At 60.6% G+C, this 20,274-nt stretch carries 19 protein-coding genes; 12 read left to right on the forward strand and 7 right to left on the reverse strand.

Translation table 11 applies throughout. From position 1 onward, the window contains the following. Positions 1 to 4: 4 nt before the first annotated feature. Both ABXH05_RS06720 and ABXH05_RS06725 read left to right on the forward strand, forming a co-directional pair. Positions 5 to 406 (forward strand): DUF1761 domain-containing protein, encoded by a 402-nt coding sequence (locus ABXH05_RS06720; RefSeq protein ID WP_353560334.1) that lies wholly within the window; start codon positions 5 to 7, stop codon positions 404 to 406. Positions 407 to 581: 175 nt separating this feature from the next. Then, on the forward strand, positions 582 to 1,079 hold the full coding sequence (locus ABXH05_RS06725; RefSeq protein WP_353560335.1) for a flavodoxin family protein: 498 nt from the start codon (positions 582 to 584) through the stop codon (positions 1,077 to 1,079). Here the strand turns inward: ABXH05_RS06725 and ABXH05_RS06730 are convergent. Both ABXH05_RS06730 and ABXH05_RS06735 read right to left on the reverse strand, forming a co-directional pair. After that, positions 1,076 to 1,822 (reverse strand): creatininase family protein, encoded by a 747-nt coding sequence (locus ABXH05_RS06730; RefSeq protein WP_353560336.1) that lies wholly within the window; start codon positions 1,820 to 1,822, stop codon positions 1,076 to 1,078. The genes ABXH05_RS06725 and ABXH05_RS06730 overlap by 4 nt on opposite strands. A gap of 5 nt (positions 1,823 to 1,827) precedes the next feature. Continuing rightward, entirely contained in the window at positions 1,828 to 2,322 is a 495-nt protein-coding gene (locus ABXH05_RS06735; RefSeq protein WP_353560337.1) for a GNAT family N-acetyltransferase, read from the reverse strand. A 45-nt stretch (positions 2,323 to 2,367) separates the two neighbouring features. Between ABXH05_RS06735 and ABXH05_RS06740 the strand changes: the two genes are divergently transcribed. The 4 genes from ABXH05_RS06740 (at position 2,368) to ABXH05_RS06755 (ending at position 7,639) form a co-directional block, all read left to right on the forward strand. Beyond that, positions 2,368 to 2,832 (forward strand): GNAT family N-acetyltransferase, encoded by a 465-nt coding sequence (locus ABXH05_RS06740; protein WP_353560338.1) that lies wholly within the window; start codon positions 2,368 to 2,370, stop codon positions 2,830 to 2,832. A 15-nt stretch (positions 2,833 to 2,847) separates the two neighbouring features. Next, positions 2,848 to 4,098: a CaiB/BaiF CoA transferase family protein gene (locus ABXH05_RS06745; RefSeq protein ID WP_353560339.1), complete on the forward strand. Its 1,251-nt coding sequence runs from the start codon at positions 2,848 to 2,850 to the stop codon at positions 4,096 to 4,098. Between the two features lie 637 nt (positions 4,099 to 4,735). Continuing rightward, on the forward strand, positions 4,736 to 6,688 hold the full coding sequence (gene acs / locus ABXH05_RS06750) for an acetate--CoA ligase (RefSeq protein ID WP_353560340.1): 1,953 nt from the start codon (positions 4,736 to 4,738) through the stop codon (positions 6,686 to 6,688). Positions 6,689 to 6,844: 156 nt separating this feature from the next. Then, positions 6,845 to 7,639 carry an SDR family NAD(P)-dependent oxidoreductase gene (locus ABXH05_RS06755; protein ID WP_353560341.1) on the forward strand — a complete coding sequence of 265 codons (795 nt, stop codon included), beginning with the start codon at positions 6,845 to 6,847 and terminating at the stop codon, positions 7,637 to 7,639. Positions 7,640 to 7,648: 9 nt separating this feature from the next. Here ABXH05_RS06755 and ABXH05_RS06760 read toward each other — a convergent pair whose 3' ends face one another. Continuing rightward, positions 7,649 to 8,350, reverse strand: coding sequence for an extensin-like domain-containing protein (locus tag ABXH05_RS06760; protein WP_353560342.1), 702 nt, complete (start codon positions 8,348 to 8,350; stop codon positions 7,649 to 7,651). Between the two features lie 57 nt (positions 8,351 to 8,407). Next, on the reverse strand, positions 8,408 to 8,626 hold the full coding sequence (locus ABXH05_RS06765; protein WP_353560343.1) for a DUF1674 domain-containing protein: 219 nt from the start codon (positions 8,624 to 8,626) through the stop codon (positions 8,408 to 8,410). A gap of 165 nt (positions 8,627 to 8,791) precedes the next feature. Here ABXH05_RS06765 and htpX point away from each other — a divergent pair, with 165 nt between their 5' ends. From htpX to ABXH05_RS06795, 6 genes are all read left to right on the forward strand, one after another. Then, positions 8,792 to 9,664, forward strand: coding sequence for a zinc metalloprotease HtpX (htpX, locus tag ABXH05_RS06770; protein ID WP_353560344.1), 873 nt, complete (start codon positions 8,792 to 8,794; stop codon positions 9,662 to 9,664). 61 nt (positions 9,665 to 9,725) lie between these two features. After that, complete coding sequence (locus tag ABXH05_RS06775; protein ID WP_353560345.1) at positions 9,726 to 11,096, forward strand: RsmB/NOP family class I SAM-dependent RNA methyltransferase; 1,371 nt, start codon at positions 9,726 to 9,728, stop codon at positions 11,094 to 11,096. Between the two features lie 58 nt (positions 11,097 to 11,154). Beyond that, positions 11,155 to 11,814 carry a ribulose-phosphate 3-epimerase gene (gene rpe, locus ABXH05_RS06780; protein WP_348136417.1) on the forward strand — a complete coding sequence of 220 codons (660 nt, stop codon included), beginning with the start codon at positions 11,155 to 11,157 and terminating at the stop codon, positions 11,812 to 11,814. 53 nt (positions 11,815 to 11,867) lie between these two features. Further along, positions 11,868 to 13,763: a heparinase II/III family protein gene (locus ABXH05_RS06785; RefSeq protein ID WP_353560346.1), complete on the forward strand. Its 1,896-nt coding sequence runs from the start codon at positions 11,868 to 11,870 to the stop codon at positions 13,761 to 13,763. 86 nt (positions 13,764 to 13,849) lie between these two features. Then, positions 13,850 to 15,463: a bifunctional phosphoribosylaminoimidazolecarboxamide formyltransferase/IMP cyclohydrolase gene (purH, locus tag ABXH05_RS06790; protein WP_353560347.1), complete on the forward strand. Its 1,614-nt coding sequence runs from the start codon at positions 13,850 to 13,852 to the stop codon at positions 15,461 to 15,463. Positions 15,464 to 15,483: 20 nt separating this feature from the next. Further along, positions 15,484 to 15,804, forward strand: coding sequence for a YbjQ family protein (locus ABXH05_RS06795; RefSeq protein WP_353560348.1), 321 nt, complete (start codon positions 15,484 to 15,486; stop codon positions 15,802 to 15,804). Positions 15,805 to 15,807: 3 nt separating this feature from the next. Here the strand turns inward: ABXH05_RS06795 and ABXH05_RS06800 are convergent, their stop codons facing one another. From ABXH05_RS06800 to ABXH05_RS06810, 3 genes are all read right to left on the reverse strand, one after another. Further along, positions 15,808 to 17,238 carry an MFS transporter gene (locus ABXH05_RS06800; protein ID WP_353560349.1) on the reverse strand — a complete coding sequence of 477 codons (1,431 nt, stop codon included), beginning with the start codon at positions 17,236 to 17,238 and terminating at the stop codon, positions 15,808 to 15,810. A 3-nt stretch (positions 17,239 to 17,241) separates the two neighbouring features. Then, on the reverse strand, positions 17,242 to 18,717 hold the full coding sequence (locus ABXH05_RS06805; protein ID WP_353560350.1) for an MFS transporter: 1,476 nt from the start codon (positions 18,715 to 18,717) through the stop codon (positions 17,242 to 17,244). A 74-nt stretch (positions 18,718 to 18,791) separates the two neighbouring features. Then, positions 18,792 to 20,219, reverse strand: a complete 1,428-nt coding sequence (locus ABXH05_RS06810) for an MFS transporter (RefSeq protein WP_353560351.1) — start codon at positions 20,217 to 20,219, stop codon at positions 18,792 to 18,794. Positions 20,220 to 20,274 lie beyond the last annotated feature (55 nt).

Below are 20,274 nucleotides of genomic sequence, written 5' to 3' on the forward strand. Positions count from 1 at the left end.
CAAAATGGACATTCTCATTAATCTGAACTGGCTGGCAGTGCTTGCTGCCGCGGTCGCAGGCTTTGCCACCGGTGCTGTCTGGTATGGCGTTTTTGCCAAGCCCTGGATGGCCGCTGCAGGCCTCACCGACGACGACATTGAGCAGGAAGCCTCGACCTATATTTTTGCAGGTGTCCTGCAGATCGTCATGGCCATCACCATGGCCATCGTCATCGCACAGACAGGCATAGCGTCGTGGCTGAGTGGTGCCATCCTTGGCTTTGTGATCGGCATCGGCCTCGTGACAGCCAACAAGGCATTGAACGCAGCCTTTCAGGGCACCAGCCGCAACCTAGTCATCATCGATGGCCTGCACGCGGCCGTCGCCTTTGCCTTCATGGGCGCGATCCTCGGCGGCTGGCAGTAACGCTCCTTCCGCATCCCCGGACTTGATCCGGGGTCCACTCTCGGCCGCTATGCAGTTGATCGTTTGCGAGTAGGCCCCGGATCAAGTCCGGGGACACGAGGCCTGTGTGTTCTGCCCATAGTCCATTTGACCCCGATCAAAGCATTTCTGCGGCATGCCGGGCATTGTCCGGCCCATGACACGCAGTAAAACCCTCATCATCTTTTTCTCCCGCACCGGACGCACCCGCCGACTGGCGCAGCGCCTTGCACAGCTTCTTGGTGCTGATATCGAGGAACTAGAATGCCCACGCTATCGCCTCGGCCTCTTTGGCTGGTGGCGCTACCTGCGCGCGGGGTTCAACAGTGTTCAGGGCAATGTACCGCCCATCAAGGACCTGCAGAAGAACCCGGCAGACTACGACCGCATCCTGCTGGGCACGCCGATCTGGACGAGCTATCCCTCGCTGCCGATGCGCGCGTTTCTCAGAGATACACCGGAGCTGCCTACAAGCGTCGCCGCCTTCCTCACCTATGGCGGACAGTCCGAGCCGGACAAAGCCTTTGACATGATGGCGGACATGCTCGGCCAACCAATCAAGCATCGTCTGGCGATCAAGACAGAGGACGGCAAGCTGCCGGACATGGACGCCAAGGCCGCCCGCTTCGCCAACATCCTTGAGAGTGACGCCTAGCTGGCGGCGAATGTTTCAAAACTGCTCTTCAGCCCGGTAACGGACAACGCCACCAGCTTGCCGCCGTCTTCAGGGTTCGCAAGTGTCGGGTCTGACCCCATGCGGCCGTCAGGAAACTTGGTGCGATAGTCTTCCGCATCCGTGAACCGGCCATTGGGCGCGATCTTGGGAGTGACCTCCGCCGTCTTGATCGAGTCCGGATAGGCCCATTGCGTCACCGCAACTTCAGATGGCGTCGCGTGGCTGCCATGTCCCTTGCCGTAGGTTTTCATGCACATGTCCATGACCGGCTTGTAGTCCCACCAATTGTCCAGCTTGCATTTGATCGGACCCCGGTTGGAAGCGTCACCCGCAAGCGAGCGGTCTGCATAAATCTCTGAGAAGGCCGCATTGATGGTGGCAATGTTGCCGCCATGACCGTTGAAGAACAGCACCCGCTCAAACCCGTGCACCGCCAGCGACGACACCCAGTCGTGAATGGCCGCAATCATGGTGGAGGGCCGCAACGTCATTGACCCGGCAAAGCCCAGATGGTGCTGCGCGCAGCCTACGTTAAAGGTCGGCCCCACCAGAATGTCCGCGTCCTTCTGGGCCTCATGGGAGATGATCTCCGGACACAGCGCATCCGTGCCGATCAGCCCTGTCGGCCCATGCTGCTCGGTCGAGCCGATGGGAATGACGATGGCTTTAGAGCGGGTCAGATAGTCATCGACTTCCTGCCAGGTGGAGTGGTGCAGCAGCATGTGGGTTAGCCCTTTATGAGATACTCAAATTCGATTTCGTCGCGAATGGGAATGCCCTTCTCGCCGGTCAGAGGAATTTCCGGCTTCAGCTTTCGGGCCTCCGCAATGGCATTGATGCCCACCCGCGCGATGGTCATCCCGATGACCTGATAGAACCCGATGGCGCGCAGATTGTCATTCGTCGTCACAAGATGCACGCGACGCACCCCCATGGTCCGCGCCATCTCAAACAGATCAAGCATCAGCGCGCGCCCGGTTCCCCGCACCGCGCCAGTTGCCGCAAGAGCGACAACCTCAAGCTCGTCGCCCTCAATCAGATAGGCAGCCACACCGGTAAATTCATCCCCCGACACGGCCACCCGCACCGGCAGCGTGAACGGATCAACCTTGCGCCCAAGGGACACCACACTGTCTCCCCATTGCTGCCGCAGCAGGTCATGGGCATCACGCAGCAGCGCCTCGTCCGGGTCCTGAATGGCAATATGATCAGCAGTGGTCATGCCCGACAGCTTGACCCAACTCACCGGGTTCCGGCAAATCACCCCATGACAAAGATCACCATCAGACCCGCCACGCCTGACGACGCAGCGGCCATTGCCCGCGCCTTCACGCCCGCCCGCGCCGCCATGCCCGGTGTGCCGGTGATTCACACAGCCGACGAAGATTTGTGGTTCATCACCCACAAGATGCTGCCTGAATGCTCGGTGGTGGTGGCAGAAGCTGGCGGCACCATCGCCGGCGTTGCCGCCTATACGGACGCTTGGCTTGAACAGCTCTATGTAGACCCGGCCCATCACCGAAAAGGCATCGGGCTGGCGCTGTTGACCCATGTGATGCGTGAACGCCCCCAAGGCCTTGAGCTATGGGTGTTCCAGAGCAACACCCCGGCCCGTGCCCTGTATGAATCCCAAGGCTTCCGCTGCGTCGAGATGACCGACGGACAAACCAATGAAGAAAAATGTCCCGATGCACGCTATAGCTGGCCGGGAACCAACCACTCACCTACCTGACACGGACCACGCACCATGACCGAGACAAAAAATACGGGCCCTCTTGCAGGCGTCAAAATCGTTGACTGCACCTCGGTGGTGCTCGGCGCCTATGCCATGCAGATCCTCGGTGATCTGGGAGCTGAGGTCATAAAGATCGAAGCGCCGACGGCGGAAGGCTCGCCGGGTGGCGACATCTTGCGCTGGGGCGGCAAGTCACCAGTGGGCCCGGGCATGGGGCCGCTCTTCATGACCTACAACCGCAACAAACGGTCCGTGATGCTCGACCTCAAGAAGGAAGAAGCCCGCGAAGCCCTGCGCACCCTCATCAAGGATGCCGACGTCTTCGCCTCCAACATCCGCTACGCGGGCATGGAGCGACTGGGCATCGACTATGAGGGTGTCAAGAAGATCAATCCTGAGATCGTCTATGTGCACGCCGCGGGCTTCGGCAAGGACGGCGCCTATGGCGGCCTGCAGGCCTATGATGATCTCATTCAGGCAGCATCCGGCGGCACCGACCTGCTGCCGCGCGTCAACAAGCGCGCCGGCCTTGAAGGCGAACAGTTTGAACGCCCCGCCTATCTGCCAAGCCTTGTCGCCGACAAGACGACCGGCCTGCACATGGTCTACGCGACGCTCGCCGCGCTCTATCACAAGCAGCGCACCGGCGAAGGTCAGTTCGTGGAAGTGCCCATGCTGGAATGCTTCACCAGCTTCACCATGAGCGAGAACCTCTATGGCCACTGCTTCGAGCCCCCCGTGGGCGGCTACGGCTACTCCCGCGTGCTGAACCCGAACCGCCGCCCCTTCAAGACCAAGGACGGCTATCTCTCCATTGTTCCGTATTCGGATCGTCAATGGGATGACTTCTTCGAGCTTGGCGGCCGCAAGGGCCTGCTGCAGGAAGACGACCGCTTCAACACCTACCAGAACCGCACCCAGAACGTGCTGGCGCTCTACGCCCTAGTGGAAGAAGTCGCCCAGACCCGCACCAGCGAGGAATGGATCGACCTCTTAAAGCAGAAAAACATCCCTGCCATGCGCGTCAATCGCCTCGACGACGTCACCAGCGACCCGCATCTGCAGTCCATCAGCTTCTTCGAACACCACCAGCACCCCACCGAAGGCACTTACGTGGCCATGAAGCAGCCGGTGAATTTTGAGAAGACCCCGGCGACGCACAGGCACCACCCACCAGCGCTGGGCGTGGACACGGAGGCAGTGCTGCGCGAGGCTGGGCTGAGTGAGGAAGAGATTGCCGCCGTGGCGACGGGCCAAGCCTAATGTGATCATGAAGCAAACGGGACGGGTTCTGCTATTTTCGATTTTCTAATTTATTGGGCTTTTCCGGCGGGGATTGCGGTGCTGGCAATGATCGGGCCACTTGCATACCAAGGACCCCATTGGAACCTATCCCGAGTTGGCTTTGTCACGGTGCTAATCATTGTTTTCGTGCTTGTCTACTTACCGCCGAAACTCAGTGTAGCCATCACCGGTCACACCATGGATTTCAAAGGTGCGGTCCCGGAAACCGAGATTTTTAGGCTCGCCTACTTAATAGGTATGTTGCTCGGCCTCGCGTTCATTGGCGCTGCTTCTGTTGCCAGACTTCGACATGCCGGGCGGCCGGATCTCTTGGCTCTGATTACCCTGATACCTGGTCTAAATCTTGTCCTGTGGATTGCATTGTGCTTCCTGCCACCACACGGGAAAGAACATGCAACGAGCAAGAGTCTATAAAAGGACTATGCAGCTAGTCTTTTTGACCCATCTCAATGCCTCTGGCGCTTGCCCCGCACCACTACCCGTCCCCATAATGCGGCCAAGAAAATGTCATGGGCTGGGAGGGTCTTCTGACTGACGGTCGGGCTGCGACACGCGCCCTCACCTCCCGGACCACAATTGCGTTCAGGGAGCCACCATGTCCGACGAAGTGATCAAAGTCCCCGCCGACTGGGCGAAGTCTGCTTATGTGGATGACGCCAGGTACAAGGAGATGTATGCCCAGTCCATCAAGGACCCAACAGCCTTCTGGGGTGAGCACGGCAAGCGGGTGGACTGGATCAAGCCTTACACCAAGGTGAAGGACGTCTCGTACCATGAGCGCGACCTGCACATTAAGTGGTACGAGGACGGCACCCTCAATGTCTGCTACAACTGCGTCGACCGGCATGTCGCAGACAAAGGCGACCAGGTAGCGATCATCTGGGAAGGTGACGACCCCTCCGTTGACCAGTCCATCACCTACACGCAGCTGCACCACCACGTGCAGCGCTTCGCCAATGTGCTGAAGGATCAGGGCGTCAGGAAGGGCGACCGCGTCACCATCTATATGCCGATGATCCCCGAAGCGGCCTACGCCATGCTGGCATGCGCACGCATCGGTGCGGTGCACTCCATCGTCTTTGGCGGCTTCTCGCCGGACGCACTGGCAGGCCGCATTCTGGATTGCGACAGCAAGTTCGTCATCACGTCTGACGAGGGCGTGCGCGGCGGCCGCCCTGTACCGCTCAAGGAAAATACCGACGACGCGCTCGACTCATGCCCGGACGTTCAAAGCGTCATCGTGGTGGAACACACCGGCGGTTCCGTCTCCATGAAGGAGGGGCGCGATGTCTGGTACCACGAGGTCGCAGGCCGCGTGGACCATGACTGCCCATGCGAAGAAATGGGCGCGGAAGACCCGCTCTTTATTCTCTACACGTCCGGCTCCACCGGCAAACCCAAGGGCGTGCTGCACACCACCGGCGGCTATCTCGTCTACGCGTCGATGACCCATCAATATGTCTTCGACTACAAGCCCGGCGACATCTACTGGTGCACGGCGGATGTGGGCTGGGTCACCGGCCACAGCTACATCGTGTACGGACCATTGGCCAATGGCGCCACGACCCTGATGTTTGAAGGCGTGCCGACCTATCCGGATTCGTCGCGCTGCTGGCAGGTCTGCGACAAGCACAACGTCAACATCTTCTACACTGCCCCCACCGCCATCCGCGCCCTGATGCGCGAAGGCGATGAGCCGGTGACAAAAACATCGCGCAAGAGCCTGCGTCTGCTCGGCTCCGTGGGCGAACCCATCAACCCGGAAGCGTGGAACTGGTATCACCGCGTGGTCGGCGACAGCCTCTGCCCCATCGTCGACACCTGGTGGCAGACGGAGACCGGCGGCATTCTGATTTCGCCCCTGCCCGGTGCAACGGACTTGAAGCCCGGCTCGGCCACGCGCCCGTTCTTCGGTGTGGAACCGGTACTGGTGGACAATGACGGACACCCCCTCAAAGGCGCCACATCCGGCAATCTGTGCATCGCGGATTCATGGCCCGGCCAGATGCGCACGGTCTATGGCGACCACAAGCGCTTCTTCGACACGTACTTCAGCCAGTTCAAGGGCAAGTATTTTTCCGGCGACGGCTGCCGCCGCGACGAAGACGGCTATTACTGGATTACCGGCCGCGTCGACGACGTGCTGAATGTCTCCGGCCACCGCATGGGCACTGCCGAAGTGGAAAGCGCCCTCGTGTCCCATCCACTGGTGGCGGAAAGCGCCGTCGTCGGCTACCCGCACGACATCAAGGGCCAGGGCATCTATGCCTATGTCACCCTAAATCAGGGCGAGGAACCGTCAGACGAGTTGAAGAAGGAACTCGTCCAGCACGTCCGCAAGGAAATCGGCCCCATCGCCTCACCTGACCTGCTGCAATGGGCCCCCGGCCTCCCCAAAACCCGCTCCGGCAAAATCATGCGCCGCATCCTGCGCAAGATCGCCGAAGATGATTTTTCAAATCTCGGCGACACCTCCACGCTGGCTGACCCAAGCGTCGTGGAAGACCTGATCAGCAACCGCCAGAATCTCGGCGGCGAGAGCGCTTAGAGCCCAATCGCTCTGCTGGGCCCTCCGGTCAAGCCGGAGGGACAGCGGGAGTGTTGTGCATCCAGCCTCACAACCTTGGTTCTCCCTCCGGCTTGACCGGAAGACCCATGGGCGTGTGCACTACGCACCGGCGCCGCAATTCGGGATCCACACACCATGACCACCAAAACCGTCCTCATCACCGGCGCCTCTGCGGGCATCGGCAAATGCTTCGCTGAGTTCTATGCAGCTAAGGGCTATGACCTCATCCTGACGGCCCGGCGCCTTGATCGCCTGACGGAGATTGCGTCGGCGCTATCCGCTGCCCACGGCATCAAGTGCGAGACGATCTCGGCTGATCTGGCAGACCCTGCCGCACCAGATGCCATCTGGGCCGAGATCACCGCACGTGGTCTCCAGGTCGATGTGCTCATCAACAATGCCGGCTACGGCATGAATGATCACTTCGTCGATTATGATTGGGCAGACCATCGAGACTTCATCCAGATCATGGTGACGGCCTATGCGCATCTGTGCCGCCTTGCCTTGCCCGCCATGCTGGAGCGCAAATACGGGCGCATCATCAATGTAGCATCGCTTGCAGGCCTCGCACCGGGCACCCTGGGCCACACCATGTATGGCGCGTCCAAGGCCTTCCTCATAAAAATGTCTGAGAGCCTGTCGCTGGAAACAGAAGGCACCGGCGTCCACGTCACCGCCGTCAATCCCGGCTTCACGCGCTCGGAGTTTCATACCACCGCTGGCGTGCAGGAGACCGTGGACAAGATGCCAAAGTGGATGTGGATGCAGGCACCCGACGTTGTCGCTGAAACTTATGACGCCAGCGAGAAAGGTCTCGCGCAGATCATTCCCGGCCGCGCCAACCGCATCACTGCCTCCATCCTGCGGCATTTCCCACCGCGACTGGCATTGTCGCTGTCGCGCCGACGCTCCGCCATGCAGGACAAATAGAGCCAGCCGCTACCGGCAGATGCCCCAGCCGCCGACTTCAAAATGAAAATGGTCTTTGTGGTTCACATTGTAGTCCGGCGACAGAACCGTCTTGAACACACCACACGACCCATCACGCACCTCTTGAAGAAACGCTGATTTGTTTCCGCTTCCATCCCAGTCGTTAAGCACAGACACCTGCTGGCCGTCCGCCAGCCAGAACCCACCCACATCCAACGCCTGGCCCGTTGCGTGCGCACTGCGCCGGCCGCCAATGGCTCCATTGACGTTGCGGCAGGAATAAGTGCCGAAATGCACGACGCGGGAAACATCCGTACCAAGATGTTTTTGTGCGGCGGGCGCCACCACATGCAGTTCCCATTGGGCCAGCGCAGCCATCATCGGGCAGGTAATGGTAATGCCGCCGCCATAGCGGTAGCGCGCCTGCTTGAGCAGCAGCCCCTGGTCCATGCCGCAGCCTGTCTCATCACTGGCAATACTGTGATCATCCACCTCAAGACCAGCCGCCCGCACGGCATTCACGCAGGCGGGAAAGGATCGATTGATCCGCGCCAGCTTCAAAGGCGTAACAAAGTTGGGTTCAACAGTGAGGTCAATCGGCGTGGACGGATCATAGCGGTCCGGCAGGAGCGGAAAGGCAAAGACGGAAAGCAGCGCCAGAGCGAACACGAGAATGAGCGGGCGCCATTTGCGCCACCAATCCTTCAACACGCATCAACTCCGCGCAGCGGTGCTTCAAAACCCTGCATTCTAAAAATCGCCGGGACTCTAGAAATCGGATGTAATCCCGTTGCGTTCCCAGTCACCAAAACGGGTTGGTTCTTCCCCCGACGGGCCGTTGATTTCAGCCGGCCGGTCCTTGGCGATCTTCTCCGCCGCCGCACGTCGTTCCTCAGCTTCCGCCAGGGCGCGGCGGGCTGCCGGTGACAGCACTTTGGGAGGGTCCTGGGGCTCGCCGGAAGGCTGGTCAGGGGTCTCGTCGCTCATTGGGTCTCACTCGTCTTGAAGCCGCCATATGCTGGCTCCATATATTATTCTACGGGGCCAATGGGATTTTGAGGAAGGATATAGACCTTCCTGTGGCAGCATCCAAACCAGCATGAAGGCTGGCGGGATGCACCTTTTGTTGTGTGGTGAAGGCAGGAGCACAAAATGGCCAACGGTTTGCGGACGGGTGTCCTGATTGCGGCAATGACCGCACTCTTTTTGGGTATTGGCTATCTCATCGGCGGTTTCGGCGGTGCGGCCATCGCATTTGTCATCGCCCTGGGCATGAACGCCTTCGCCTACTGGAACTCCGACAAAATGGTGCTGCGCATGTATGGCGCCCGCCAGGTGGACGAAGCCTCAGCCCCTGATCTGGTCAAGATGGTGAAGCAGCTGGCGCAGAATGCTGACCTGCCCATGCCCAAGGTCTTTATCATGGACAACGACCAGCCCAATGCCTTTGCCACGGGCCGCAACCCGGAAAACGCTGCCGTCGCTGCAACCACCGGTCTCCTGTCCCGCCTCACGCCGCAGGAAGTGGCGGGCGTCATGGCGCACGAGCTGGCCCATGTGAAAAACCGCGACACCCTGACCATGACCATCACCGCCACCCTAGCCGGTGCGATTTCCATGCTGGCCAATTTCGCGCTGTTTTTCGGCGGCAGCCGCAACAACCCACTGGGCATCATTGGTGCCATCGCCTTGATGATCCTGGCCCCGCTGGCAGCGGCTGTGGTTCAGATGGCCATCAGCCGCGCCCGGGAATATGAAGCGGACAAAATGGGCGCTGAAATCTGCGGGCGGCCTTTGTGGCTGGCCTCTGCCCTTGAGAAAATTGAGGGATTTGCGTCGCGTATCGACAACAATGTGGCCGAACGCAACCCGGCGTCAGCCTCCCTGTTCATCATCAATCCGCTGCACACCCAAAAGAGCGACGCGCTGTTTTCTACCCATCCCAACACGGCCAATCGGGTCGCAGCGCTGCGGGCCATGGCAGGTGAAACAGGCTCGCCTGAAAAGGCACGCCCCTGGGGGTAAAGCACCCGCCGGAACACGCAGCCTTTTACTTGCGCGCTCAAGCTGCGTATAGCTGCGCGCCATGAACACACCTCGACCAAAAAACAAGGCGCGCCCCAAGCGCCCCAACGCCAACAAAACGCCGGGCCTTGGCGCACGCCGCGCATCTGCAGCTCTGCTGGCTGCCGTCATGACGGAGGGCCGCCCGCTGGATGAGGCGCTGGCTGCCGAGCAGGACGTAAACGGCACCCTGGCGCGGCTGGACCCGCGAGATCGCGGCTTTGCCCGCACGATCGCGGCAACCGCCCTGCGCCGACAGGGTCAGATCACCGACATCCTGACCCATTTCCTCGACAAGCCCCTGCCAGAGAAGTCCGGCATCGCCCCGCAGATCCTCTACGGCGCCATTGCAGAGCTCTTGTTTTTGGATGTGGCACCTCATGCCACGGTAAGCGCCTGTGTGGCGCTCGCGAAAACCGACAAGAACGCGCGCCACTTCTCAGGCCTGCTCAATGCAGTGCTGCGCCGCGCCTCCCGCGAAGGTGCCGAGCTGCGCGACGCCCAGGATGCCGTTGCGCTCAACACACCCGAATGGCTGCTGACCAGTTGGCGCGAGACATATGGCGACGAAACGGCGTCTGCCATTGCGACGGCTCATCTGACAGAAGCCCCGCTTGATCTCTCCGTTAAGTCTGACGCTGCGGGCTGGGCTGAAAAGCTCAAGGGCGAAGTCCTGCCCACAGGCAGTGTCCGCCTGACCGAAGGCGGTCGGGTTGATACGCTGGAAGGATACAAGGACGGGGAATGGTGGGTCCAGGATGCGGCGGCAGCCCTGCCCGCAAAGCTGTTCGGTGACGTGAAAGACGCCCGCGTGCTCGACCTGTGTGCAGCACCCGGCGGCAAGACGCTGGAACTGGCAGCGGCAGGCGCCAACGTGACGGCGCTGGACCGCTCAGCCAAACGACTGGTCCGTGTGACCCATAATCTCAAGCGCACAAAGCTGAACGCAAAGGTCGTCACGGCAAATGCGCTGGGCTGGGAGCCCGACGGGGACGACAAGACCTTCACCCATGTGCTGGTGGATGCGCCGTGTTCAGCCACCGGCACCATCCGGCGGCACCCGGACATTCCCCACCTCAAATCTACGTCTGATTTGGCAAAGCTGGTGATGCAGCAGGAAAAACTGCTGGCCAAGGCAGCTGAGCTGACAGCCTCCGGCGGCACGCTGATTTATTGCACCTGCTCGCTTCAGCCCGAAGAAGGCGAGCAGCGGATTGAAAAATTCCTGGCGGCAAATCCTGCTTTTGAACGCAGCCCAATCACCAAGGCAGACCTGCCGGGTCTTGAAGAGGCGGTAACACCTTTGGGCGACATGCGCACTTTGCCCACGTTCTGGGCGTCAGAAGGCGGCATGGACGGCTTTTTTGCAGCCCGCCTTAAACGTGCCGAATAGGGCGGATATCCCCTCTCATTTGTTGCCGTGAACCGCCCGGCTCTGCTACGTCAAAGACATGCAAAACGTACGAATCGCCCCATCCATCCTGTCTGCCGACTTTGCCTGTCTGGGCGAAGAGGTCCGTGCCATCGACGCCGCCGGCGCCGACTTCATCCATGTGGATGTAATGGACGGCCACTTTGTGCCCAACCTCACCATCGGACCAATGGTGGTAAAGGCCCTGCGCGGACACTCGGACAAGGTGTTTGATGTTCACCTGATGATTTCGCCGGTGGACCCGTATGTGGAAGAATTCGCCAATGCGGGCGCAGATATCATCACGGTGCACGCCGAAGCAGGCCCGCACATCCACCGCACATTGCAGCTCATTCGCTCGCTGGGTAAACGCCCGGGTGTCTCACTGAACCCCGGCACGCCGGCAGACGTCGTGGACATGATCATCGACGACGTTGATCTCATCCTCGTCATGAGCGTCAACCCGGGCTTTGGCGGCCAGAAGTTCATTGAAAGCCAGTTGCGCAAGATCGAAGCCCTGCGCGCCAAGATCGATGCAACCGGCCGCGACATTCATCTGGAGGTAGATGGCGGCATCAATGCCGAGACGGCCCCGCGCGTTGTGGCTGCAGGGGCGGACGTGCTCGTCGCCGGTAGCGCCACCTTCAAGGGCGGCCCGGACGCATATGCGGCAAACATCAAGATGCTCAGGGGCGAGTAACCGACAAACGATCCCCGTATGTAGACGGGCAAAACAGGAGATGGCGTAAGACAATGAGCGGCCCGGCAGAACTGACCGGACATCTCGCAGCCCGCTCCCTCGGGCTTGCCACCCGCACGCTTGCCAATCTTGCTTATTCATCCAAGCCCTACCGCCTGACCCTGGGCGGCCCTATGCCGGACGCCATCGTGCTCAACCCGCCGGAACTGCGCCCTGCCAGAACCCAAACAGGCGAACGCATTCTCAACGGTCGCTTTGATCTCGACGGCGGCACCCTGGAAAGCACCGGCCAGAACCCGTTCCTGCTGGACGCACCATCACCTGCCTTCGCAGACGAACTTCACGGCTTTGGCTGGCTACGTCACCTCGCCATCCTGCCTGGCGATGACAAGACTGCCACCACCCAGAAGCTGGCACAGCTATGGCTGGACAGCAGCGGCCAATGGAACACTGTTGCATGGCAGCCCCATGTAATCGCGCGCCGGATCATCTCCTGGTCCAGCCATGGCGGCATGCTGCTTGAAAATGCCGAGCTGATTTATCGCTCGACCATGCTGCGTTCCATGGCATCTCAGGCGCGCCATCTGGCGCGGACAGCGCGCCGCGCACCCGATGGCCCCAAGCGGCTGACCGCAGCCATCGGCCTGACACTGTCGGGGCTGACCCTCACCGAAGGCCGGACCCGGCAGACAAAGGGTCTTGTGCTGTTGCTACGAGAACTTGACCGCCAACTGTTGCCGGATGGCGGACACATCAGTCGCAACCCGCAGATTCAGTTAGAATTGCTGACAGATCTCGTAACCCTGCGCGACGCCCTCATGGCCCGCAATGTGGAGGTCCCATCCACGGTACTAAGTGCCATCGACCGTGCCATGCCCATGTTGCGCTTCTTCCGACATGGAGATGGACGTCTGGCCATGTTCAACGGCGCTGATGAAAGTACCGGCGGTGCCGTGGATGCAGTCCTCGCCCGCGATGACGCCAATGGCAGACCTTTCGGATTTGCGCCGCATTCAGGCTTCCAGCGTGCCGCTGCAGGACGCACACTCATAGTTGTGGATGCAGGCGCACCGCCTAAACCTGCCCATGCCACCCAGGCCCATGCGGGCTGCCTGAGTTTTGAAATGAGCGCCGGGCGTCATCGGCTGATCGTCAATTGCGGCCCCAGCCATATGCACGCCCAGACACCACAGGCGGATCAATGGTCGGACGTCGCCCGCGCCACTGCTGCCCACTCCACGGTGACCGTGGACGACACATCATCTGCACACATTCTGCAGGCCCGCTGGCTACGGCGGATGCTCGGCCCGCGTCTGGTGCGCGGCCCCAAGCTTGTGGAAAGCCGCCGCACCGAAGAAGAGCGCGGCGTCTGGCTGGAAATGCGCCATGACGGCTACATCCAGCGCTTTGGCCTGGAGCATGAGCGCCGGGTGTACCTTTCCGCAGACGGTGATGATTTTCGCGGCGAAGACACCCTGTTTCGCCTGCGACCGGCTGCTGCCGCGTGGTGGGACCCGTTCAGGTTCTTCTCAAATGGCGAGCGCGAGGAAGACTTCACCATCCGCTTTCACCTGCACCCTGACGTCCGGGTTTCCCTCGCCCATGACGGCACCACCATTCTGGCGCTGCTGCCCAATGGTGATGGCTGGCAGTTTCGCGCCAGCGGCAACGCGGAAATGGGCCTGGAAGAATCGATCTATATGGGCCAGTCCGGCCCGCCCCGTCGGTCGCAGCAGATCGTGGTAAGCCACCACGTGTTCCGCGATGAAGCCCACGTCAAATGGAGTTTCCGCAGGCTGACCACCAAAAATCTGGGCACCGCGGACGAATCCACCACAAAGCCTGAGCAAACCGATGCCTTTGCCCAAGAGGATGCGGAACCGGCAGTCCCGCCCATCGGCGTCCCACCTGCACCGGCAGACCCCACCGAGACTCCACAAGACGCATAGCAGCTGTGGGCTTCATGCCGCCCGCCAAACGTGCTATCGCGCCCGCATTCACATATGCACCCGTCCTTCAAAGGCTTGTCTCCGTCATGACCGAACACCAGTCCCCCATTCGCCCCGTCCGCCGCGCCCTTTTGTCCGTATCCGACAAGACCGGCCTGATAGACTTTGGCAAGGCGCTGGCGGAGCGTGGCGTGCAGCTGGTATCGACCGGCGGCACAGCCAAAGCCCTGCGGGATGCCGGACTGGACGTCGCTGACGTTTCTGACATCACCCAGTTTCCGGAAATGATGGACGGTCGGGTCAAGACACTGCATCCCGGTGTCCATGGCGGCCTGCTCTATGTCCGCGGCAACGCCACCCACGAAGACGCCGCCAACAAGCACAACATCGTGCCCATCGACCTGTTAGCGGTGAACCTCTACCCGTTTGAAGAAACCATCGCCGCACAAGCAAAGGCGGGGGTTGCCGACTACGACACGTCGATTGAAAACATCGACATCGGCGGCCCCGCCATGATCCGCGCCGCTGCCAAGAACCACGACGGTGTTGCCGTCGTGGTGGACGCCAGCGACTACGACGCGGTGCTGGCCGACATGGACGCCAACGACAACAAGACCAGCTTCAAACTGCGCCAGCGCCTTGCCGCCAAGGCTTATGCACGCACAGCCGCCTATGACGCCGCGATCTCCAACTGGTTTGCCAATGAGATTGAAGACGACGCGCCAACCTATCGCGCCGTAGCAGGCACCCTGGCGCAGACACTTCGATATGGTGAGAACCCGCACCAGAATGCAGCCTTCTACACAACAGGTGAAAATCGCCCCGGCGTTGCGACAGCAACCCAGCTGCAGGGCAAGGAGCTGTCCTACAACAACCTCAATGACACCGACGCGGCCTTTGAATGTGTCGCCGAGTTTGGTGCAGACCAGCCCGCCGTTGCCATCATCAAGCATGCCAATCCGTGCGGCGTTGCCCTGGGCGGGTCGCTGCTGGAAGCCTACGAGAAAGCCCTGCGGTGTGATCCGGTCTCAGCCTTTGGCGGCATCATCGCGCTCAACGGCACGCTCGATGCCGCGACGGCAGAAAAAATCTCCGGCATCTTCACCGAGGTGATCATTGCACCCAACGCCGATGACGCCGCGCGCGAAATCATCGCAAAGAAGAAAAACCTCCGCCTGCTGATTACCGGTGGTTTGCCCAACCCCGAAGCAAAGGGCTTCACCGCCAAGACGGTTGCGGGCGGCATGCTGGTCCAGTCCCGCGACGCAGGCCGCATCATGCCGACAGACCTCAAGGTCGTGACAAAGCGCGCGCCCTCGGAGCAGGAATTGAGTGATCTTCTGTTTGCCTTCCGCGTTGCCAAGCATGTGAAATCAAACGCCATCATCTATGCCAAGGACAACGCAACCGTCGGCATCGGCGCCGGTCAGATGAGCCGCATCGATTCAAGCCGCATCGCTGCGCGCAAGTCGGAAGATGCCGCCAGGGAAGCAGGCCTCACCGAAGCCCTGGCCAAGAGGTCCGTTGTTGCCTCAGACGCTTTCTTCCCCTTCGCAGATGGCCTGTTGAGCGCCGCAGAAGCCGGGGCAACAGCTGTCATCCAGCCTGGTGGATCCATTCGCGATGATGAGGTAATTGCCGCAGCAGATGACGCAGGCCTTGCCATGGTCCTCACCGGCATGCGTCACTTCCGTCACTAGGTACAACGGGAGAGTTAGCCATGCTTGTCACGACCACCAACAGCATCGAAGGCCGCAGGATCACCGAGTACAAGGGTCTCGTCGCTGGCGAGGCCGTGACCGGTGCCAATGTGGTGCGGGATATCTTTGCAGGCCTGCGTGACTTCTTCGGCGGGCGCTCGGGCTCCTACGAAAAAGTATTCCGCTCCAGCCGCGAAGCCGCCATTGAAGACATGGTCGCCAACGCGCAGGCCATGGGCGCCAATGCGGTCGTGGGCGTGGACATCGATTATGAGTCAGTCGGCGCCAAAGGTTCGATCCTCATGGCCACCGCATGCGGTACAGCCGTGGTGATTGAGTAGCCCCTAGGTGTGAAGTCCCTCTGACCGCTCTTCCTTGACGAAGAACATCAGCGCCAGACCGGACAGCAGAAACACGAGTACGATGGAAAGACCCAGCCGCTGATTGCCAGTGGCCTGGGTCACGATGCCAATGGTGAGCGGCGCAAGGAATGTCGTTGCCTTGCCCGCCAATGCATAGAGGCCAAAGAACTCAGCCATCATGTCGCGTGGGGCCAGACGCGCCAGCATGGTGCGGCTTGAGGCCAGGGCCGGGCCAACGCCAAGCCCGAACAGACAGGCGATGACGAGAAACGCGATCTCGCCACTGCTTGAGAAGGGCGCAGCCCCTTCCGCCCGCGGCGCAACTTCAAAGACAAAGAACATCGTGTCGCTGTCAACGGAGACGAGGGCAACCGATGTGAGGATCACCACCACCAGTGCACCGACAATCGTCCGCTTGCTGCCGATGCGCGCATCAATGACCCCGCCAAGAAACCCGCCAAGGGCTGAAAACAGCGTGACGACAATGCCGAAGACAGCAAGCTCCAGGGCACTCCAGCCAAACAGCGCGCCCGCAATAATGCCGCCGAACATGAAGACGGCTGTGCAACCATCGTAGTAGAGCATCCGCGCAATGAGGTAGAGACCGACATTGCGGAAGTGTTTGAGCCGCCGGAATGTTTCGCCTAGCTGGCGAATGCCCTGGCGCGCCGCCGCAACACGCTTGAGCCCGGTCCTGGGCTGGTCCGGAGTCAGCAAAAACAGCGGCAGCATGAAGACCAGAAACCACAGGCCTGCCAGTGGGCCCACAATGCGCTCGTCTTCATAGGCTGACCTGTCCAGCCCCAACAGTGGCGCATCAGGAATGAACGACGCTTCGATATTGCCGGGCAGCTGAAACGCAAACAGCACGATCGCCAGGGCAAAGATGCCCGCCACCTGCGCAATGCCATATCCAACGCCGGACAAGAGCGCCATGCGCCGCTCGGTTGAAATATTGGGGAGCATGGCATTGGCAAACGTTGTGACGAACTCAGCAGAGATCGACGCGACAATCACCAGAACCATGATCGGCAACAAGGCACCGCCGGGCTCGGCGATCCACAAACCGATACAGCCGAAAGAGACGCCCAGCAGGAAAAACCCGATGAACGGTTTGCGCGGCCCCGCTGCGTCTGCCATGGCACCGAGAATGGGGGACATCAGCGCAATAGCAATGCCCGCAATCGCCTGCGTGTACCCCCAATAAGCCTGGCCGTCAGCCGCATCACCCTGAAAGAAGACGTTGGCGAAGTAGTTTGAAAAAAGAAAGATCGTGATCAGTGAGAAGTAGGGCTGGTTCGCCCACTCATACATAAGCCACCCGACCTGACCACTGGTGTGGTTGGACGGTTCGCCATGGGACGCTGTTTGCGTCGCAGTATCTTCTTCGCCGCGCGGCCAGCCTTCACTCATCTCCTAGTGGTCTCCATCGGCACGTTCGGCGCGCGTCTCGTTGACGAAGATCATGACGGCCATGCCCGCCAGCAGCAGGAGCAGAATGGACGCAAAGCCTGCCCGCTGGCTGTCAAACATGTCTGTCGAGATGCCCACAAGGATCGGCGCAACGAATGCTGTTGCCGTACCCGACAGCGCATAGAGCCCGAAGAACTCCGTCATCATTTTTGCCGGAGCAATGCGCGCCAGCATGGTGCGCGAATTGGCATAAGCCGCCGTGATGAAAATCGCGATGATGATTACAACGCACAGATAAAGAAGCTCAGGCAGCGTCTTGAAGAAAGGCAACGACCAGATTGGTCCGGTGCTTTCATAGGGCTGGAAAAACAGTTCCGTTGGTGTGATCGATACCGCCAGCAGCAGACCCAGCGTCGTGCCGCCAATCGACGTCATGATGGCGATCTTGGAGCCGAAGGTATCATCGAGCCAGCCACCGATGAGACCGCCCAGAACAGCAAACACCGACAGGATGATGCCGTAGACCAGCATGTCCAGGGTGCCCCAGCCGAACACGCCTGCGGCATAAACACCACCGAAGATCAGCACCGCCGTCTTGCCGTCATTGTAGAGCATCCGCGCGCCCAGATAGGTGGCAACATTGCGGTAGTGCTTCAGGCGCATGACGGTCAGCACCACGCGGCGCACGCCCTTCTGCATCGCTTCCCACGCACCGATCGTATTCTTGGCAGCGTCCGGCGTGAACAGGAACAGCGGCAGGGAGAATGCGGCAAGCCACATGCCCGCTACAGGTCCGGAAATCCGGCTGTCCTGGAACAGCGACTGGTCGAGACCGAAAAGCGGGGTATCCGGAATAAAGCTCCACGGCACATTGCCGGGCAGCGTGAAGAACACCAGCATGAAAATCAGGATCAGCAGGCCACCGAGATTGCCCAGCGCGAGCCCAAGCCCCGACAGAAAACCAATCCGCGAATGCGGCGCGATGGAGGGCAGCATAGAATTATGAAACACCGCCGAAAACTCATAGGCGATGGTGATGGTCACAATGCAAAGCGCAACACCCCAGATGCCAATGCCGCCATCGCCGGGCAGCGCAAACCACAGGGCAATCATCGCGGGCACCATCACCAGCGTGAACGCAATGATCCAGGGTTTGCGTGTGCCGCCGAGATCCGCGATGGCACCGAGGAACGGCGCCAGAATGGCAATGGCCGCCCCGGCAAAGCCATTGATGTAGCCCCAGATCGCCTGACCCTGAACCGGGTCACCGACCACATGATTGGAGAAGTAGGGCGCAAACACATAGATGGTGATGAGCAAGACATACGGATTGCGCGCCCACTCAAAAATTGCCCAGGAAATCTGACCGCGCCGGTCAGCGGGAGTGCCGCCATCAGCAGACTGTGTATCCGGCCCCGGGTTATCAACACCGGCAGGTGTGGACGGGGTGATGGGGATTTCAGTGACGTCCTGTGACAAACCTTGTGTGCCTCCCGGCGAGTGGGCCGCGGTTGATCCGGGTCCCGCTTATGTCGTGTTGGGGTGTGGGGAACTCAATCGCTGATGGCTTCTTCCCGGCGCTCAGCAACCCCGAAGAGCAGCATAAAGCCAACAACCAGAAAGGCCACAATCACTGCCAGGCCCGCGCGCTGGCTGTCGTAAGCCAGTGTTGCCCAGGCAATGGCGAGCGGCGCCAGAAACGCTGTCGCCTTGCCGGAGAGCGCATAGAGACCGAAGAATTCCGTCATCATGCTCGGGGGTGCCATGCGGGCCAGCATGGTGCGGCTTGCCGCCTGCGCCGGGCCACCTGAAATGCCGATGAGAATACCGAACACGAGATAGATCTGCTCCCCGATGCTGGAGAACGGTGCTGCGCCCGGCTGTGGTGGCTCAACAGGAACCGTGAAAAAGATCGTGTCCGGACCAATGGAGGCAGAGCCGATGGTCGCAACGATGAGGCCGAGCACGGAGATCTGAATGGTCCGCTTCGAGCCGATCTTGTCGTCGAGCCAACCGCCCAGAAAAGCACCGGCCGCTGCAAAGATTGACAGGATGATGCCGAACAGGCCGAGCGTCATGATCTCCCAGCCAAAGATGCCCGCCGCATAAATGCCGCCAAACGCAAAGATAGCGGACAGACCATCGAAGTAGAGCATGCGCGAAAACAGATAGAGCGCAATGTTGCGGAAGCGGCGCAGGTGACCCAGCGTGGTCTTGAGCTGCACAAGGCCCTGGCGCACTGCCGCGCCCGCCTTTACGCCCGTCGCAGGTGCATCCGGCGTGAACACGAAAAGCGGGATCACAAAGATCGCAAACCAGATGGCGACCATGGGCCCTGAAAACCTGTCCGCCTCGGACATGGCCGGGTCCAGACCAAACAGCGGCGGCTGCCCCAGCATGGTGAGGCCGGTCTCGCGATCCGCGGCCAGAAAGAACAACACGATGATCAGTGCCAGAAGGCCACCCACATAGCCGATGCCCCAGCCAAAGCCGGACAACGTGCCCATGCGTCCAGTTGAAACAAGCGAGGGCAACATGGCGTTGTTGAAAACAACCGCGATTTCCATGGCGATGGCTGCGCAGGCAACCGCCACCATGATGGGCGCAGGATTGATTGCCCCTTCGCCGGGCAGGGCAAACCAAAGGCAGGAGACAGCGAGACAAAAGCCAACGCCGCAGGCAGCAAGCCATGGCTTGCGACGACCGGTCTGATCAGCAATGGACCCGACGATGGGGGAGATGAACGCAATGGCCAGCCCGGCATAGCCGAGTGCCTGACCCCACAGCGCCTGACCCAGCGTGGCGTCACCCACATAGGTGGCAGCGAAGTAGGGAGCAAAAATGAAAGTAGTGATGAGCGCGAAATAAGGCTGGTTGGCCCAGTCAAACAACGCCCAGGAGACCTGACCACGACGCGGCGCAACTGGCCCGCCAATGGCACTTGTGACGCCTGTGGTGGCAGCGCCGGTATCTACACTCATACTCATCCCCCTGAACCCGAGGGGACTCTATCAGGCGCAGGGGTCCGGTCTACCC

It is taken from the genome of Pyruvatibacter sp. HU-CL02332 (genome assembly GCF_040362765.1).
GTDB lineage: Bacteria > Pseudomonadota > Alphaproteobacteria > CGMCC-115125 > CGMCC-115125 > Pyruvatibacter.

Coding starts and splice junctions, on each gene's coding strand:
- ABXH05_RS06755 (WP_353560341.1), top strand. CDS start 6,845: ATGACCACCAAAACCGTCCTCATCACCGGCGCCTCTGCGGGCATCGGC.
- purH (WP_353560347.1), top strand. CDS start 13,850: ATGACCGAACACCAGTCCCCCATTCGCCCCGTCCGCCGCGCCCTTTTG.
- rpe (WP_348136417.1), top strand. CDS start 11,155: ATGCAAAACGTACGAATCGCCCCATCCATCCTGTCTGCCGACTTTGCC.
- ABXH05_RS06795 (WP_353560348.1), top strand. CDS start 15,484: ATGCTTGTCACGACCACCAACAGCATCGAAGGCCGCAGGATCACCGAG.
- ABXH05_RS06800 (WP_353560349.1), bottom strand. CDS start 17,238: ATGAGTGAAGGCTGGCCGCGCGGCGAAGAAGATACTGCGACGCAAACA.
- ABXH05_RS06720 (WP_353560334.1), top strand. CDS start 5: ATGGACATTCTCATTAATCTGAACTGGCTGGCAGTGCTTGCTGCCGCG.
- ABXH05_RS06730 (WP_353560336.1), bottom strand. CDS start 1,822: ATGCTGCTGCACCACTCCACCTGGCAGGAAGTCGATGACTATCTGACC.
- ABXH05_RS06740 (WP_353560338.1), top strand. CDS start 2,368: ATGACAAAGATCACCATCAGACCCGCCACGCCTGACGACGCAGCGGCC.
- ABXH05_RS06810 (WP_353560351.1), bottom strand. CDS start 20,219: ATGAGTGTAGATACCGGCGCTGCCACCACAGGCGTCACAAGTGCCATT.
- ABXH05_RS06765 (WP_353560343.1), bottom strand. CDS start 8,626: ATGAGCGACGAGACCCCTGACCAGCCTTCCGGCGAGCCCCAGGACCCT.
- ABXH05_RS06745 (WP_353560339.1), top strand. CDS start 2,848: ATGACCGAGACAAAAAATACGGGCCCTCTTGCAGGCGTCAAAATCGTT.
- ABXH05_RS06735 (WP_353560337.1), bottom strand. CDS start 2,322: ATGACCACTGCTGATCATATTGCCATTCAGGACCCGGACGAGGCGCTG.
- acs (WP_353560340.1), top strand. CDS start 4,736: ATGTCCGACGAAGTGATCAAAGTCCCCGCCGACTGGGCGAAGTCTGCT.
- ABXH05_RS06785 (WP_353560346.1), top strand. CDS start 11,868: ATGAGCGGCCCGGCAGAACTGACCGGACATCTCGCAGCCCGCTCCCTC.
- ABXH05_RS06725 (WP_353560335.1), top strand. CDS start 582: ATGACACGCAGTAAAACCCTCATCATCTTTTTCTCCCGCACCGGACGC.
- htpX (WP_353560344.1), top strand. CDS start 8,792: ATGGCCAACGGTTTGCGGACGGGTGTCCTGATTGCGGCAATGACCGCA.
- ABXH05_RS06775 (WP_353560345.1), top strand. CDS start 9,726: ATGAACACACCTCGACCAAAAAACAAGGCGCGCCCCAAGCGCCCCAAC.